The following is a 16,039-nucleotide window of genomic DNA, read 5'->3' as shown; positions in this document are numbered from 1 at the left end:
CTCGGCGTTGGCTGCCAGGCGGGCGGCCTCGTCCTGGAGCGCGGCGGCGCCTTCGTCGGTCAGCCGGTAGTAGCGCCGCAGCCGGCCCTGCCGGATCTCCTCCCGGTCGAGCGCGACCAGGCCCTGCGCCGCCAGCCGGTCGAGCACCCCGTACAGGCTTCCGATCTTGAGCTGGACGCGTCCGCCGGAGATGCGCTCGACCTCCTGGACGATGCCGTAGCCGTGCTGCGGCTCGCCCGCCAGCGCCGTGAGCGCGAGGAACATGGGCTCGGTGATAGCCATGCCCTCAACTATATCTTGAGTGTCAAGATATAGGGTCGAAGCTGCCATAGGAGCGGTTGTAGAACACCAGCGGGCCGCCGTCGGCGTGGGTGTCGAGCTGCAGCACACGGGCCACCACGATGACGTGGTCACCTGCGGGATGTTCGGCCTCGACCCGGCAGTCGATCCAGGCCAGCGCGCCATCGAGCACCGGGTTTCCGGCAGGCGAATCCCTCCAGGTCAGGCCCGCGAACTTGTCTCCGCCGCGGGTGGCCATCTGGACACAGACGGCCCGCTGGTGTTCGGCCAGCATGTTCACGGTGATCACCTTGGCCGCCCGTAACCGGGGCCAGCTCGTGCTGCTGTACGCCACGCAGAACGCCACGAGCGGGGGGTCGAGCGAGACCGAGGTGAACGAGTTGGCCGCGAGGCCGCAGGGGCCTTCGCCGCCGCCGCGCGCGGTGAGGGCCACGACGCCGGTGGCGAAGCGGCCGAGGACCGAGCGGAACCTCTCGGGGTCCACGGGGTCGCTCGCGGGCGGGCGTGGCCTGCACAGCAGGGAGGCGAGCCGCCTCTCCTGGGTGAGTGCCTCACGCGTGTAGACCATGGCCGCCTCCTATTACCAAGCGCTTGCTTGGTAAGCTAGGCGGCCCACCCCGTCGCGTCAAGAGGTGATGTGCGCCCGGCCTCGCCCGGGCGGGCCGCCGGCAGCGAACCCTGACCCGAAAGTTCAGTGAAGCCCGGAAGTTCAGGGAAGCCCGAAAGTTCAGGGAAGCCCGGAAGTTCAGTGAAGTCGGAAAAGAGGACGCGCGCCCTGGCGGGCGTGGGGGACCCGCCAGGACGCGCTTCCTGCCCCGTGTGCGGCGGCCCAGGACTCCGGCGAGGGATGGAGTCCTAGACCGTGATGACGCACACGGAGTTGGTGGGGGAGTGACCCTCTCGCGAGGACTCCGGGTGTCGGTCCACTGGTGGCGATGCCACCCGCCGTGCCGGCCGGGACGCTCCCGGTGCGCTGACGGGGGCGCTCCCCTCATACCGGATGAGGGGCCCGTCTTGGCGCCGGACGCTCGGCTCGGTTAACACGGAAGGTGCGGAGCTGCCGTGCCGGACGCTCTGGCTGATGTGGTGGAACCCGTGGCGAGGCAACCCGCAACGCAGTAAACGTGTTGCTTCGCAGGGGTCCCGCCAGGGCACGTACGACATACTCGCGGCACCACCGGCCCTCACCCCCTCACCGGCCTTTCGATGGATTTGTACCAACGAATGGATGATGCGGCTGCGGATGCCGTCCGGTCAAGGGGAGATGGCCTGCTAGAACCAGATCGTCTAAATTGTTGGAACAAAAGGGGTGAAAGTGGCAAGGTCGGTGCTGTATCAGCAGGTGGCTTCGGAGCTGAGAAGGGCCATCTACTCCGGCATACTCGGCCCCGGAGCGCAGCTGCCGACCGAGGCGCAGCTCATGGAAGACCATGGGGTGAGCCGCAACACCGTCCGATTGGCCCTCGGTGAACTGGTGAATGAGGGGCTCGTCACGCGTACGCCACGGCGCGGCACGGTGGTCAGGGACCGCAGGCCGCTGCTCATGTACCCGCAGCGCGAGCTGGAGCCGCAACCTTCCGGAGAACTGCGTGAGGCCTTCGCCTACGCGGTCACGCAGGAGGGCCGCGAGCCCAGCCAGTACATAGAGGTTCTGACCGTATCTCCGGTGGAGGAGATCGCCAGCAGGCTGGAACTGTCCGACGGGGAGCTCGCGGTGGTGCGGCGGCGCCTGCGGTTCGTGGACGGCCAGCCCTACAACACCAACGACTCCTACTTCCCCAGGGAGCTGGTGGCCGACTCGGAGATCGCCCGGCCGGGCGACATCGGGCGCGGCGCCAACCGCGTCCTGGAGGAGCTGGGGCACGGGCAGGTGCGCGTGGTGGACGACATCTGGGCGCGGATGCCCAACCAGGAGGAGGCCGAGCGGCTCCAGCTGGAGCTCGGCACGCCGGTCATGGTGTACATCCGGGTCGGTTACGACCGTTCCGACACCCCGGTGCGCGTCGCGGTGTCGGTGCTGCCCGCCGACAAACATCTGATCAGATACGAGCTCGATCGCCGCTGACAGAGCTCGGTTGGGGGTGATCCCGCCGGCCGCGGCACAGTGAGCCTGCCGTCTCGCTGGGCGCGGGGAGTGATAGCGCTCCCCATATTGCGATTTATCCGAACACATCGGGCTATCGGATAAATCGGAACATAGGTCCCACATCTGGACCGGCGTCCCATCGTCGATCACGCTCAGTGTCCGCATGCCTGCGCACTGCGATGAAAGGTGAATCATGCGCACGAACACCCTCCTGCATCCCCTCACCCTCCGCCGAGCCGAGCTCGACGACCTGCGCGGAGTCCTCGACCTCCTGGCCGACACGGCGGGCTGGCTGCACTCCCGGGGCGTCCGCCAGTGGCCTCGCGAGGGCTTCGGCCCGGACCGCATCATCCCGCTGATCGAGCAGCGCGTGCTGTTCCTGCTCCAGGACGAGCTGCGCGCGCTCGATCCCGACGGGCAGGGCGCCCTGGTCGCCACCATAGCCCTCGACCGGCACGCCGATCCGGAGTTCTGGACCGCGGCCGACGATCCCGGCGCCGCCCTGTACGTGCACAAGCTCGCGGTGGCGCGGTCCTGGTCGGGGAGCGGCCTGGGCGACGCGCTGCTCGACTGGGCGGGCGCGACCGCGTACGGGTCGGGACTGCCGTGGCTGCGGCTGGACTGCGCCAAGCGCAACGAGGTGTTGCAGCGCTACTACCGCCGGCGCGGCTTCCGCCACGTGCGCACGGTCGATCTCCCGCACCGCGCCTCGGGCGCGCTGTTCCAGCGCCGGGCCGCCGACCCGGCGATCACGGCCTTCCGCGACCTCACGGCGGCCGAGTTGATCGTCGCCTGACCTGGGAGGCGCGGGCTCCGGCCCGCGCCCCCGGCCAGGGGTGAAGGGCCTCGCGCGAGTTGTCCACACTCTGCCGGTCAAAAGTGGTCAGATTGGCCTATACCCTTCCGTCCATGACGGGATCCCTGCTGGAGGTCATCGCACTCGGCGTGCGCGACGCCGTGGCCGCCGAACAGGGCGGCGCAGACCGCCTGGAGGTCGTCACCGGGATGGCGGTGGGCGGGCTGACCCCGGCCCCCGAGACGGTCGCGGCCATCGCCGCCGAGTGCCCGCTGCCCCAGATGGTGATGCTCCGCTGCGACGACGGGTTCACCGCGGACGGCGACGTGCTGGACCGCCTGCGCCGCGACGCCCGCGAACTGGCGCAGGCCGGCGCCGCCGGGTTCGTCTTCGGCTTCCTCGACGAGGCGGGCGCGGTGGACCTGGCCGCCACCGAGGCGCTCATCCACGCCGTCTCCCCGCTGCCGTGGACGTTCCACCGCGCCGTGGACCACGCGGCCGACGTGCAGGCGTCGTGGCGGGCCGTCCGGCTGCTGCCCAACCTGGCGACGGTGCTCACGTCCGGCTCCCCCCACGGCGTGGGGGACGGGATGCCCACGCTCAAGGCCCGCGCCAACGCCGGCGACGGCTCCATCATCCTGGCGGGCGGCGGGCTCAGGCCCCGGTACGTGCCCGACCTGCTGGACTACGGGATCCGCGCCTTCCACGTGGGCTCGGCGGTCCGGCGCAGCTGGTCCGACCCGGTGGACGCGCAACTCGTCCGCCGCTGGCGCTCGCTGATCGAACGCGACTGACCCCGCCGCGACTGAACCTCCGCGATCGGCCGTCCGTGAGCGGCCCCCGCGACTGACCCCCGTGACCGGCCCGCCACGACCGGCCGTCCGTGACCGGCCCGGGGCGTTCAGGGCAGCGCCGCGTCCGCCCGGTGCAGCGCCGCGACCAGCGTCCTGACGGTGGCCGGCTCGTCCATGACGCCGCCTCCCGCGGCACGTCGCTCCTCCCACGCGCGCACCCGCTCCCGGTACGTGTCGTACCGCGCCAGATGGAAGGCGTAGACGGTGGCGAACCGGCTCACCAGGTGAGACGGATGCATGTCCCACCCCTGGTGGAACCCGTGCGCCAGCGAGTGGCGGACCAGCGCCGCGTGCCGCCGCCACAGCGCACGGACGTCCGCGGCCGAGCCGGAGGCCGGGGAGGCGGCCAGCGACCCGTCCGACAGCTCCACGCCGGTGCCCGCGAACGCCGTCTGCATCACGTGACGCGCGTGGTCGCAGGCCGGATGGTCGAGCCGCTGCTCGTGCGGCGGCAGTCCGATCGCGGCGGTGTAGTCGAACACCCCGAAGTGCGCCGCCGCCAGCCGCCCGCCCAGCTCGCCGACCAGTTCGGCGCGCAGGAACCGCACGGTCTGCGGCGCCTCCACCTGGATCTCGAACCGCAGTCGGGAGAGCCCCAGCGCCCCTTCCAACCGTTCCAGGAACGCGGCGAACTGCCTCAGATAGGGCTCCATCAGCACCTTGGGGAACGTCACCACGAACCCCTCGGGAAGCTCGCCGAGCCGTTCGACGAGCCCGGTGACGAACCCGTCGAGCGTCCGCACAGACCGCTCCGGGTCCCCGTCGGCGAACGACTTCACCCGCAGGCCCCACCGGCGCGGAAGCGTGCCCGCCGCGCGCATCGCCGCCAGCGCCTCGACCGCCGCCTCGACGTGGCCGTCCTCCTCGCCGGGCCGCACCCCGTACCCGTCCTCGAAGTCGACCCGCAGGTCCTCGACCGGTTCGGTGGCGAGCTTGCGCAGCACCCGCTCGTGGGCGGCGGCCGACACGGGCTCCGGCACCCCGAACACCTCGGCCAGCTCCGCGGGCGTGGACAGGTGCGCCTTGGCCAGGGCGAGCGCCTCGTCGCCCCAGGCGGCGACGGTGCCGGAGCCGAACCGGTCGGCGGGCACGTACACGGTGTGCACGGGCTGCCATGCGGGCTCCGCCGCCGGGTAACGGCTCCGCTGCACCCGGTGGACCTCGTGAAAGCCGGGGACGGCGGACGGGACGGTGGTGCGCATGGGTTCCTCTCCGCGCCAGTGCTCAAGGGCCAGTGCTCAAGGGCCAGTGCTCAAGGGCCGGTGCTCAAGGGCCGGTTGTAGAAGGGCCGGGTGTCAGGGGCGGCAGGCCCGCAGCATCGCCTCCAGGCCGACCAGTTTGACCCGCTCGCCCCGGCCCAGCGACTTGGCCAGCTCGGTCTCGGCGGCCTCGATCGCCTGCCATTCGCCGTACGTCACCGGCCGGACCCCGCGCTCGGTCAGCAGCGCGTCGAGCCGCTTCAGGTCGCGCGGCGGCTGTCCGGACAGGTCGGACAGCAGCGTGCGGACGGTCTCGGCGGCGTCGGACTTGTTGGTGCCGATCACGCCGGTGGGGCCGCGCTTGAGCCAGCCCGCGACGTACTCGCGCTCGCGAACCCGCCCCGCCGCGTTCGGCACCGTCATCGTCTTCTCGGAGAACGGCACCCCCGGCAGCGGCACGCTCTGATAGCCGACCGAGCGCAGCACCATGCCGACCGGCATCGTCTCGTACTCGCCGGTGCCGACCACGCGGCCCTCCGGCGACAGGCGGGTGCGCTCCAGCTTGAGGCCCTCCACCCGCTCGCTGCCCAGGATCTCCACCGGCCGCAGCCAGAAGCGCACGTCCAGGCGGCGCGGCCGGCCCGCCGGGTTCCGCTCGGACCAGGAGCGCAGCACCTCGATGTTGCCCTTGATCTGGCGCGGGAAGTCGCCGCCGAGCACGACCGCCTCCTCCGGGCGCACGCACACGTCGGCGTTGGCAAGCTCGCCCAGCTCGCGCAGCTCCTTCAGGGTGAACTTGGCGTGCTCGGGACCGCGGCGGCCGATCATGTGGATGGCCTTGACCTGGCTGCCGGCCAGCCGCTCCAGCACCTCGTGGGGCACGTCGGTGGCGCTCAGCTCCTCGGCGGTCTTGGCCAGGACGCGCACCACGTCGACGGCCACGTTGCCGACGCCGATCACCGCCACCTCGGAGCTGTCGAGCGTGAACCGTGACGGGTCCACGTCGGGATGCCCGCAGTACCAGTTGACGAAGTCGGTGGCGGCCACGCTGCCCGGCAGCTCCTCGCCGGGGATGCCGAGCCGCCGGTCGACCATCGCGCCGGTGCAGTAGACGACCGCGTCATAGCAGGCCAGCAGGTCCTCGACGGTCAGGTGCTCGCCGAGGGTGACCCCGCCGAGGAAGCGCACCTCGGGCAGTTCCAGCACCCTGCGCAGGTAATTGGCGATCGACTTGATCGACGTGTGGTCGGGCGCGACGCCGTATCTGACCAGCCCGTACGGGGTCGGCAGCCGTTCGAGTACGTCCACCTCCAAGGGCTCGCCGGACTGCTTGACCAGGGCCTCCGCCGTGTAGATCCCGGCGGGGCCGGATCCGATGACCGCCACGCGCAACGTCACGCCGCCTCCCTCGTTCCGGCGATTCTCCACCTCGGACGCACGTCCCACCAGAGGCGATCTGCCGGCGTGATCGATGTATCCCCGATCGGCCGTACGCATGAACCCGTCATCCCTGAATACCGCTCGACCGTGATGTTTGTCGATATATCCGTTCAAATCGGGTCAAGAGAGCTCGCCCAGGCCGGCCCTCCGGGAGCGGCGCGATCCGGCGGTCCCGCGTGCTCTCGCCCGGCGCCGCCCCCTTGCGGAAACGCGCCCGTCCCGATCACAGTGTTGCCCGTGAGGCGAAAGCGCGCGCCGCGACGGGCGAAGGACGGCACACCGCCCGTCGCGGGGGACGACCTGCCGTCCGACCGCCCCGAGAACCGCCCCGGGCACTACCCCGAGCACCACCCCGTGCACTACGAGGCCTTCGGCCGGGTGATGGCCGCGCTGGCGACCGAGGCCGACTTCATCGAGTCCTGCCGCGACCTGACGTGGTGGCGCGGCGCCGACCTGAGCTGGCACGTCGAGTGGCGCGACGGCCCGTTCGCCGCCGAGGCCGCGGCGCTGCTCGCCGACCGCATGCCCGACCTGGTCGCCCCGGGAGCCAGTGACGGCTCCACCGCCCTGCTCACCGTGATGGGCGTGCGGTTCGAGCTGCGCGCCGTCGACCCGATGGGCCGGGCCGGCGCCCGCGCCCGCCCGGGCCTGTGGCGGCTGGCCGAGGCGCTCGACACCACCCGCCGCACCAACACCCGCCATCCGTGGGAGGAACTCCTCGGCGGCTGAGCGTCGCTTACTTCCGGTTAACCGAAATTTGCCTTTCTGGGACGGTCACATAATGTGGAGCTGGCTGTCACTTGGCTTCTGCCAGAGGAAAGGGATGAAGACCAGCACCCTCGACAACGACTACTTCGCCGAGTTCGACCGGCGGCAGCGAGGCATCGAGATCCACCTGGTGGTGGCGTTCTTCGCCGGCCTGGCCGTGGGTCTGGCCGGCATGCTCGGCGCCGGCCGGATCCCGGGCTGGCTGGGCCAGATCTACGACCCGTACGCCTACCTCGCGTTGACCGTCGCCGTCGGGGCCACCGCCTCCGGGTTCGGCTGGGCGCTGCTGACCACCTTCCTGGCGGTGGTGGCGACCGTGGTGGCCGCCATGGGCGGCGGCGCGCTGCGCGGCACCCTCGATCCGGCCCTGCTCGGCGGCACCACCGCCGGGCTCTACTGGACCGTCGCGCTGCTGGTCGGGGTCGGGCTGCTCGCCTACGTGACCCGCAGGAGCGACCGGTGGGGCGACCTTGCGGCCGGGGCCATCGGCGCCCTCCTGGTGATCGACGTGGTGGGCCGGGCGACGAACGGTTTCGCCGCCGCCGGGGCGTACCTCTGGCCGCTGCCCGCCTCGCTCGTGGTCGCCCTGACGGCGGGCGGCGTGCTCCTGATGCGGCGGACGGCGCCGGCGCGGGCGCGCACCCTGGCGATCTCCGCCGTGGCTGCCGGGACGTTCATCCTGGGGCTGACGGTCCTGCCGGCCTGATAAGCACGCGCGTACGCCTCATCGGAATCGATAGCCTGTAACCCTTCACAGCCGGTTTCGAGCAAGGAGTAGTCGTGTTGCTGCGCATGTCGTCGTTGTTTCTTCGCACCCTGCGGGACGACCCGGCAGACGCGGAAGTGCCGAGCCACAAGCTCCTCGTTCGCGCCGGATACGTCCGCCGGGTAGCGCCCGGAATCTACTCCTGGCTGCCCCTGGGCAAGATCGTGCTGGAGAACATCGCCCGCGTCGTCCGCGAGGAGATGAACCGGATGGGCGCCCAGGAGGTGCTCTTCCCCGCGCTGCTGCCCCGCGAGTACTACGAGGCCACCGGCCGCTGGACCGAGTACGGTGACACGCTCTTCCGCCTGCACGACCGCAAGGGCGCCGACTACCTGCTCGGCCCCACCCACGAGGAGCTCTTCACCGACATGGTCAAGGGCGAATACTCCTCCTACAAGGACTATCCGGTCACCCTCTATCAGATCCAGACCAAATACCGCGACGAGGCCAGGCCCCGGGCCGGCATCCTGCGCGGCCGCGAGTTCCTCATGAAGGACTCCTACTCCTTCGACCTCGACGACGACGGCCTCAAGCGCTCCTACGAGCAGCACCGCGAGGCCTACATCCGCACCTTCGACCGGCTCGGCATCCGCTACAAGATCGTGTTCGCCACGTCGGGCGCGATGGGCGGCTCGGCCTCGGAGGAGTTCCTGGCGCCGACGCCCACCGGCGAGGACACGTTCGTGGCCTGCCACGCGTGCGGCTACGCCGCCAACGCCGAGGCCGTCACCACTCCCGCGCCCGCCGCCCGCCCCCTCGACGGGCTGCCCGCGCAGCGCGTCATGGACACCCCCGGCACCCCGACGATCGAGTCGCTGGTCTCGTACGTCAACGAGCACCACGGACTGTCGATCACCGCCGCCGACACGCTCAAGAACGTCGTCGTCAAGGTCTCCACACCCGGCTCCGACGTGGTCGAGACCGTGGTCATCGGCGTGCCCGGCGACCGCGAGGTCGACTTCAAGCGGCTGGAGGCCGCGCTGGCGCCCGGCGAGCCCGCCATCTTCGAGGCCGACGACTTCGCCGCCAACCCCGGCCTGGTCCGCGGCTACATCGGCCCGCAGGTGCTGCGCGAGCTCGGCATCCGCTACCTCGTCGACCCTCGCGTCGTCACCGGCACCGCCTGGGTGACCGGCGCCAACGAGCCCGGCAAGCACGCCGCCGACGTCGTCGCGGGCCGCGACTTCGAGCCCGACGGCACGATCGAGGCGGCCGAGGTGCGGGCCGGCGACCCCTGCCCCCGCTGTGGCTCGGCGCTGTCGATCGACCGTGGCATCGAGATCGGCCACATCTTCCAGCTCGGCCGCAAGTACGCCGACGCCGCCGGGCTCGACGCGCTCGGCCCCGACGGCAAGCCGGTCCGCGTCACCATGGGCTCCTACGGCATCGGCGTCTCCCGCGCGGTCGCGGTGATCGCCGAGCAGGCCCACGACGAGCTGGGCCTGGTCTGGCCGCGCGAGGTCGCGCCCGCCGACGTCCACATCGTCGGCACCGGCAAGGACCGCCAGGTCGAGGCCGCGCTGGAGCTGGCGGCGGAGCTGGAGTCCCGCGGCCTGCGGGTGCTCGTCGACGACCGGCCCCAGGTGTCGCCCGGCGTCAAGTTCAAGGACGCCGAGCTGCTGGGCCTGCCGACGATCGTGGTGATCGGCCGCGGCCTGGCCCAGGGCGTGATCGAGCTGCGCGACCGGGTGTCCGGCGAGAAGCGGGAGATCCCGCTCGCGGAGGCCGCCGACCAGATCGTCGCCGCCTGCGGGTCCTGACAAAGGTGGGCAATCACCGCCCCGGTTTGACGGGGCGGTGAGGGGCTGTAACGCTCGGTCCGGTGAAGCCACATGTCGAACTGAAAGACTTCTGGGAGCGGCGCCTCCAGTCCGACTGGACCGAGAGCGGCGTCGGCTACAAGGCCCTCGGCAGGGCGTTCAACATCTGGATGTATCGCGTGCGTGCCGAGGGCTTCCGCCGCGAGGTCACCACCTTGGGGCTCAACCTGCCGAAGTGCCGGATTCTCGACGTCGGCTCGGGCACCGGCTTCTACGTCCGCCAGTGGCGGGCGCTGGGGGCCGAGTCCATCACGGGCAGCGACCTCACCGACGCGGCGGTCGAGCGCCTGCGGGGCCGCTTCCCCGCCGACACGTTCCTCCGGCTCGACATCGCCGACCCCGGCGACCGCCTGGAGGACGCCGCCTACGACGCGGCGTCGGCGATGGACATGCTCTTCCACATCACCGACGACACGCGCTACCGCGCCGCCCTGCACAACATCGGCAGGGCGGTCAAGCCCGGCGGCGTCCTCATCCTGTCGGAGAACTTCCTGCACCGCCCCGAGCAGCGCTCCGACTACCAGGTCAACCACACCCTCCCGTGGATCATCGCGGCCCTCGACGAGGCGGGGTTCGAGGTGCTGCGCCGCGTCCCCATGCTCGTCCTGATGAACGCCCAGGTGGACGCCCACCCGATCTGGCGCAAGCTGTGGGGCGGGTTCCTGCGCGCGGTCACGCTGACCGAGATCACGGGCTGGCTGGCCGGGGCCCTGCTCTATCCGATCGAACGCCGCCTGGTCCGCGTGCTGCGCGAGAGCCCGACCACAGAGGTCATGATCTGCCGCCGGCGCTGACCCGGGCGCGGGCCCGATCCCTGAACGCCCGATCCCTGAACGCCCGATCCCTGAAGGCCAGCACGCCCATGGCCGCGAACCAGGCGTGCACCTCGACGATCCCCAGGCGCTGCACCAGCCCGGCGACTCCGTGCTCGGCCCCGCCGGGCGTGGGCTCGAACGTCACGAGGAACAGCACGAGCAGCACGAGCGTGAGCGGGCCGCCCGCCAGCAGCCACGTGCCGAAGCGACGCCATCCCGGCAGCCGGCGGAAGTGCCTCCCGGCCACCAGGAAGCCGATCACCGGCGTGCCGATGGCCAGGAGGTAGCCGAGGGTGTGCGGCAGCATCCGCTCCAGGGTGAACACCCCGCAGAGCGCCTGGCCCACGCCGCTGAGCCCCAGCAGCGCCGCGCAGGTCCGGCTGCCCGGCCCCGCGGCGACCCTGAAGACGCCGGCCACCCCGATGGTCAGCATCAGGCCGGTGACGACGAACGCGGCGTTCATGTACGGCCCGGTGACGCCGAGGCCGAGCCCGCTGACGGGCTGGCTGATGGGCGAGTAGCCGGCGAACCGGTGGCCGAAGAGCGTGTAGCCGGGGCTGATCAGGCCGAGCGTGAGCCAGGACAGCGTGAACAGCGCGGGCCCGGCGACCGCCCCCAGGGCCAGCCGGTGGGCGGTTAACGGGTAAGCGGGACGGAACATGACAGAACTCCTCCAGTGAGTGACACGTCCCACGGGGAGGAATCCGGCTACCCTTGCGGTTGCCGACCTCGTGCGCCGGGTTCCGTTCCCGCGGGATCTGATACGAGGCCAGACCCCGGTCGCGGTGTTCCCGCACCTCGACCGGGGCCCTTTTTCGGCCGGTCAGTCCGGCTGACCACCTCCGTCCGGGTCCCACGCGGCGTGCGCCCGCGCCCACTCGCGGCCCCAGCCGGTCTCGGGGTCGGTGATCCGCCCTGCGAACCGCTCGACGAAGGCCACCTCGGCCTCCAGCAGCGCGAGGCGGTACTCCTCCTCGACCACGAACAGCTCCGGCAGCCCGGCGGCCACCGTGTCCTCGATCAGGGCGGTGATCTCCGCGCGCTGCTCCGCGAGCCGGTCGAGGCGCCTGCGCAGCAGCTCCACGACCCGGTCGGGCCGCAGCGCCCCGATCAGCGACAGCGCGGCCACGAACCCGGGGTACTCGTGCCTGGGCTGCTCGACCAGCTCGCTCAGCCAGTCGGCCAGCTCCCGCCGCCCCTCGTCCGTGAGCCCGTAGACGGTGCGCTCCGGGAGCTGCCCCTGCCTGCTCGTGCCGACCTCGACGATGAGCCCGGCGCGGGCCAGCTGCCCGACGACCATGTAGAGGGACCCGTGGGTGTACTTGATGCTGCGGGCGTCGCCGTGCTCGCGCAGGGTCCGGCCGAGCTCGTACGGGTGCATCGGACGTCGGCTCAGGTAGGACAGGACGGCCAGCGCCAGCAGGTTGCCCACTGCGCGCTTCGCCATCCCCGGCCTCCCTTGGTCGGGACCAACTATCCGGTGCCGACTAGTCGATGTCAACTAGCCGGCAGGCGTGGGGGTTCCGCTCCGGTGCCGGAGGCGGTTCAGCCGCCCGGGGAGGGGGTGGGCGACGGAGAGGCGGGAGCGGGGGCGGGAAGGCCCGGGAAGGCCGTGGCCGGGCCCGGACGGAAGGAGTGGCCCCGGGTGACCGCCTCCTGCACGGCCACCGCGGCGTAGCGCCGCAGCGCGGCGTCGGTCGCCGCCACCAGCTCCAGGTAGGACGCGGTCAGCCCGGTCTCCACGTGTGCCGCCAGCCGGGCGGCCGCGGGCCCGCTGGACGGGATGGACGGCAGCGCGTAGGAGGGCTGGGGCTCGGCGGGCCGCCCGCCGCGCGCGGTGATGAGCCGGCGCAGCTCGTCCCTGCGGTCGCGGTGGGCGGCGAAGGCGCGGGTGAGCCGATCGCGCAGGGAGCCGGAGGTGCGCGCCCCCAGCACCCCGTACGCGAAGACCGCGGCGTGCTCGGCCGCGAGCGCCTTGCGGAGCTTCTCCACGTCGCCCGGGTCGGCAGGGCCGCTCGCGGGCGGTGCGGGCGGTGGCGCGGGCGGCTTGACCGCCGTCGCGGCGTGCAGGACCTCGCAGGCCCCGATGCTCGCGACCAGCTGGGCCAGGGCGGGCGCCACCCCGGCGAGCTGGTCGGGCCGCCGTGCCGCCGCCTGGCGCTCCAGGGCCCGCAACCGCGAGGGCGTCATCGCGGGGGTCACTGTGGGAGCGGGTGTGGCCGTAGGAGTGCCGGACGAGGCCGCCGACGTGGTCGGGGAGGGAGAGCCGGACGCCCGCAGCCCCGGGTAGCGCCGCCGCAGCTCGGCCAGGTGAGCCTGGTGATGGGCGCGGCGGGCGGCCAGCTGGTCGTCGCCTCCGGCGTCGATCAGCGCGGAGTAGAGCGCGATCGTCCGTTCCTTGTCGGCGATGAGGGTGCGGGCCAGCGCCTGCTCGGGGGTGTCGCGTACCGGCTCGGGGTCGGGAGGCGCGCTGCAGCCCGCGAGCGCCACCGCGGCGGCCCCGGCTGCCAGCAGGGCTCGCCTGGAGAGGTGAGGCTGGCGCACGAGCAGGGACCTTTCACTGTTACGGACCGCAGACAGCATCGTAAGGGCTCGTACCGCCACACGCGGTCAGGCGCGACCGCAGCCGGGCAGGCCGCTCGCCGACGGGAAGATCCACTCGTGAGGGTACGAATCCCCCCGGCTTCAGCTTGGGAGGGAAGCCGAACAGATAGGGTGTCAACAGCCAGTGGCGAGGTCCGCCCGGCTGTGACTCGACAATAGGGGAGGTCGGTATGGGCAGCGCGTCACCCCGCGACCACCTGATGAAGCTCCTGGAGCCCGTGGTCGCCGCGGAGGGCCTCGACCTGGAGGACGTGACGGTCACCCAGGCCGGCAGGCGCCGGCTGCTGCGGGTGGTCGTCGACCGTGACGGCGGCGTGAGTCTCGACCACGTGGCCGACGTGAGCCAGGCCGTCTCGGCGGCGCTCGACGAGGACGACGCGATGGGCGCCGCTCCCTATACGCTCGAGGTGTCATCGCCCGGCGTGGACCGCCCGCTGACCGAGCCGCGTCACTGGAGGCGCGCCGCCGGACGGCTGGTCAAGGCGGAGCTGCGAGACGGCGGCGTGATCGAGGGCAGGGTGCTGTCGGCCGACGACACCGGGGTGGACCTCGACGTCGCCGGAGCCGCCCGCAGGCTCGACTATCAGGACCTGACCCGTGGACGGGTGCAGGTGGAGTTCCGCCGCATCGACGACGACGTCGACGGCGACGAGGGCTAAGGGGGAGCCTCGTGGACATCGACATGAGCGTCCTGCGCAGCCTGGAGCGGGAGAAGGACATCTCCTTCGACCTGGTCGTCAAGGCCATCGAGGACGCGCTGCTGATCGCCTACTTCCGCACCGAGGGCGCCGCCGCCAAGGCGCGCGCCGAGCTGGACAAGGCGACCGGCCACGTCACGATCTGGGCGGCCGAGCTCGACGAGGACGGCGAGATCGTGCGCGAGTACGACGACACTCCGGGCAACTTCAGCCGGATCGCGGCCACCACGGCCAAACAGGTGATCCTGCAGCAGTTGCGCGACGCCGAGGACGAGATCAACTTCGGCGAGTTCGCCAGCCGCGAGGGCGAGCTGGTCTCCGGCGTGATCCAGCAGGGCAAGGATCCGCGGGTGGTGCTGGTCGACCTGGGCAAGATCGAGGCCGTGCTGCCCGCCCACGAGCAGGTGCCGGGGGAGGAATACACCCACGGCGAGCGCATCCGCGCCTTCGTGGTGCAGGTGAAGAAGGGTCACAAGGGCCCGTCGGTCACCCTCTCGCGCACCCACCCGGGGCTGGTGAAGAAGCTGTTCGCGCTGGAGGTGCCGGAGATCGCCGACGGCACGGTCGAGATCGCCGCGGTGGCGCGCGAGGCCGGCCACCGCACCAAGATCGCTGTACGGTCGCGCAAGGCCGGCGTCAACCCCAAGGGCGCCTGCATCGGCCCGATGGGTTCCCGCGTGCGCAACGTGATGGCCGAGCTCCACGGCGAGAAGATCGACATCATCGACTGGTCCGAGGACCCCGGAGAGTTCGTCGGGAATGCCCTGTCGCCCGCGCGTGTTTCCCATGTCGAGGTTCTCGATCTCGAAGGACGGGCGGCGCGGGTGATCGTTCCTGACTACCAGCTTTCGCTGGCCATCGGTAAGGAAGGGCAGAATGCCCGGCTTGCCAATCGGCTGACAGGCTGGCGGATCGACATCCGTCCTGACACTCAGCCAGAGGATGCCGCCGGTTCCGTAGATGCGTCGACACGGTAATCTGGAATATGGTTGCCACGCGGCCCCACAGCGCACCTGTGTGGGCTGCAGGGTTCGCACGGATAAGTCCGAGCTGCTCCGACTGGTGCTGGTCGAGGACCAGGTGGTCCCCGACCTGCGCGGACGACTTCCTGGCAGGGGTGCATCGCTGCACCCGTCCATGAGTTGTCTGGAGCTCGCCGAGCGTCGCCGGGCGTTCTCGCGCGCGTTTCGCGTGGCGGGGCCGCTCGACGTCTCGCGCGTGCGGGCGCACCTGGAAGGAGAACCACGAAATGTCATGTAGGACGCCGAGTTGATGGGGCGGAGTCAGATTGCTATGAGCGCCTGATGAGCACGCGGCGATGAAGACGTCAAGGTAGCGACGGTCCGGACGGCACAGCCAGCCTCCCGGGCCGAGTTAGGGAGTGCAGTGGCGAAGGTCCGGGTATACGAGCTCGCTAAGGAGTTCGGCGTAGAGAGCAAGGTCGTCATGGCCAAGCTCCAGGAGATGGGAGAGTTCGTCCGTTCGGCGTCCTCCACCATCGAGGCGCCGGTGGTCCGCAGGCTCACCGAAGCTCTGGGTGTGTCGAAGGGCGCGCCCTCGAAGGGCGGCGGTTCGCCGTCCCACAAGCCGCAGCCGCCGAAGGCTGCTCCCCGGCCGGCTGACAGCCAGGCCGGAAACGGCGCCCAGCAGGCGCCGATCCCCTCACCTCCGCGTCCCGGGCCCAAGCCCGGTCCGCGCCCAGGCCCCGCGGGCGGCGGCACGCCGCGCCCGCCGGCGCCGCAGCAGCAGCCGCAGGCCCCGCAGACCCCGCAGCAGCAGCCCGAGGCCGCCCGTGGCGAGACCTCCGGTGCTCCGCAGGCGCGGTTCGAGACCGGTCAGCGGCCGACGCCCGGCCCGCGTCCCGGTCCGGCGGCCCGTCCTGGCCCGAAGCCC

18 protein-coding genes are annotated in these 16,039 nt (G+C 71.6%); 11 read left to right on the top strand and 7 right to left on the bottom strand.

All coding sequences use genetic code 11. From position 1 onward, the window contains the following. A partial coding sequence (locus tag OUY22_RS29805; protein ID WP_270158529.1) for a PadR family transcriptional regulator occupies positions 1–282 on the bottom strand: 282 nt, incomplete at its 3' end. Positions 283–304: 22 nt separating this feature from the next. Continuing rightward, entirely contained in the window at positions 305–868 is a 564-nt protein-coding gene (locus OUY22_RS29800; RefSeq protein WP_270158528.1) for a flavin reductase family protein, read from the bottom strand. 747 nt (positions 869–1,615) lie between these two features. Between OUY22_RS29800 and OUY22_RS29795 the strand changes: the two genes are divergently transcribed. The 3 genes from OUY22_RS29795 to OUY22_RS29785 all read left to right on the top strand — a co-directional run bounded on the left by OUY22_RS29795 (position 1,616) and on the right by OUY22_RS29785 (position 3,976). After that, positions 1,616–2,365: a GntR family transcriptional regulator gene (locus tag OUY22_RS29795; protein WP_270158527.1), complete on the top strand. Its 750-nt coding sequence runs from the start codon at positions 1,616–1,618 to the stop codon at positions 2,363–2,365. 214 nt (positions 2,366–2,579) lie between these two features. Beyond that, positions 2,580–3,182, top strand: a complete 603-nt coding sequence (locus OUY22_RS29790) for a GNAT family N-acetyltransferase (RefSeq protein WP_270158526.1) — start codon at positions 2,580–2,582, stop codon at positions 3,180–3,182. 113 nt (positions 3,183–3,295) lie between these two features. Next, on the top strand, positions 3,296–3,976 hold the full coding sequence (locus OUY22_RS29785) for a copper homeostasis protein CutC (RefSeq protein WP_270158525.1): 681 nt from the start codon (positions 3,296–3,298) through the stop codon (positions 3,974–3,976). Between the two features lie 107 nt (positions 3,977–4,083). Here OUY22_RS29785 and OUY22_RS29780 read toward each other — a convergent pair whose 3' ends face one another. Both OUY22_RS29780 and OUY22_RS29775 read right to left on the bottom strand, forming a co-directional pair. Beyond that, on the bottom strand, positions 4,084–5,238 hold the full coding sequence (locus tag OUY22_RS29780; RefSeq protein ID WP_270158524.1) for a DUF6986 family protein: 1,155 nt from the start codon (positions 5,236–5,238) through the stop codon (positions 4,084–4,086). Between the two features lie 93 nt (positions 5,239–5,331). After that, positions 5,332–6,633, bottom strand: a complete 1,302-nt coding sequence (locus OUY22_RS29775) for an FAD-dependent oxidoreductase (RefSeq protein WP_270158523.1) — start codon at positions 6,631–6,633, stop codon at positions 5,332–5,334. A gap of 279 nt (positions 6,634–6,912) precedes the next feature. Between OUY22_RS29775 and OUY22_RS29770 the strand changes: the two genes are divergently transcribed. The 4 genes from OUY22_RS29770 to OUY22_RS29755 all read left to right on the top strand — a co-directional run bounded on the left by OUY22_RS29770 (position 6,913) and on the right by OUY22_RS29755 (position 10,823). Next, positions 6,913–7,404 carry a hypothetical protein gene (locus tag OUY22_RS29770; RefSeq protein ID WP_270158522.1) on the top strand — a complete coding sequence of 164 codons (492 nt, stop codon included), beginning with the start codon at positions 6,913–6,915 and terminating at the stop codon, positions 7,402–7,404. Positions 7,405–7,498: 94 nt separating this feature from the next. Then, a complete protein-coding gene (locus tag OUY22_RS29765; protein WP_270158521.1) occupies positions 7,499–8,149 on the top strand; it encodes a hypothetical protein in 651 nt (216 codons plus the stop codon). 74 nt (positions 8,150–8,223) lie between these two features. Next, a complete protein-coding gene (locus tag OUY22_RS29760; RefSeq protein ID WP_270158520.1) occupies positions 8,224–9,969 on the top strand; it encodes a proline--tRNA ligase in 1,746 nt (581 codons plus the stop codon). 62 nt (positions 9,970–10,031) lie between these two features. After that, a complete protein-coding gene (locus tag OUY22_RS29755; RefSeq protein WP_270158519.1) occupies positions 10,032–10,823 on the top strand; it encodes a class I SAM-dependent DNA methyltransferase in 792 nt (263 codons plus the stop codon). On the opposite strand, the gene OUY22_RS29750 is transcribed toward OUY22_RS29755, so the two are convergent. The 3 genes from OUY22_RS29750 to OUY22_RS29740 form a co-directional block, all read right to left on the bottom strand. After that, positions 10,801–11,505: a DUF998 domain-containing protein gene (locus OUY22_RS29750; protein WP_270158518.1), complete on the bottom strand. Its 705-nt coding sequence runs from the start codon at positions 11,503–11,505 to the stop codon at positions 10,801–10,803. The two genes, OUY22_RS29755 and OUY22_RS29750, sit on opposite strands and share 23 nt — an antisense overlap. Before the next feature lie 162 nt (positions 11,506–11,667). Further along, positions 11,668–12,291 (bottom strand): PadR family transcriptional regulator, encoded by a 624-nt coding sequence (locus OUY22_RS29745; RefSeq protein ID WP_270158517.1) that lies wholly within the window; start codon positions 12,289–12,291, stop codon positions 11,668–11,670. Between the two features lie 98 nt (positions 12,292–12,389). Beyond that, the gene (locus OUY22_RS29740) at positions 12,390–13,388 is read right to left on the bottom strand and encodes a ferritin-like domain-containing protein (protein WP_270158516.1); all 999 of its coding nucleotides are present in this window, start codon (positions 13,386–13,388) and stop codon (positions 12,390–12,392) included. Positions 13,389–13,618: 230 nt separating this feature from the next. On the opposite strand from OUY22_RS29740, the gene rimP reads away from it, so the two are divergent. The 4 genes from rimP to OUY22_RS29720 all read left to right on the top strand — a co-directional run. Beyond that, the gene (rimP, locus tag OUY22_RS29735; protein ID WP_270158515.1) at positions 13,619–14,107 is read left to right on the top strand and encodes a ribosome maturation factor RimP; all 489 of its coding nucleotides are present in this window, start codon (positions 13,619–13,621) and stop codon (positions 14,105–14,107) included. 11 nt (positions 14,108–14,118) lie between these two features. Further along, positions 14,119–15,123 carry a transcription termination factor NusA gene (gene nusA / locus OUY22_RS29730; protein ID WP_270158514.1) on the top strand — a complete coding sequence of 335 codons (1,005 nt, stop codon included), beginning with the start codon at positions 14,119–14,121 and terminating at the stop codon, positions 15,121–15,123. Continuing rightward, positions 15,107–15,406, top strand: coding sequence for a YlxR family protein (locus tag OUY22_RS29725; RefSeq protein WP_270158513.1), 300 nt, complete (start codon positions 15,107–15,109; stop codon positions 15,404–15,406). The genes nusA and OUY22_RS29725 overlap by 17 nt, the downstream gene beginning before the upstream one ends. A gap of 126 nt (positions 15,407–15,532) precedes the next feature. After that, the coding region (locus OUY22_RS29720; protein WP_270158512.1) for a translation initiation factor IF-2 N-terminal domain-containing protein at positions 15,533–16,039 on the top strand (507 nt) is incomplete at its 3' end.

Source organism: Nonomuraea corallina (assembly GCF_027620315.1).
Taxonomy (GTDB): Bacteria; Actinomycetota; Actinomycetes; order Streptosporangiales; family Streptosporangiaceae; genus Nonomuraea; species Nonomuraea corallina.
The sequence above is the reverse complement of the archived record's forward strand: the minus strand, read 5'-3'. Positions and strand labels throughout refer to the sequence as shown.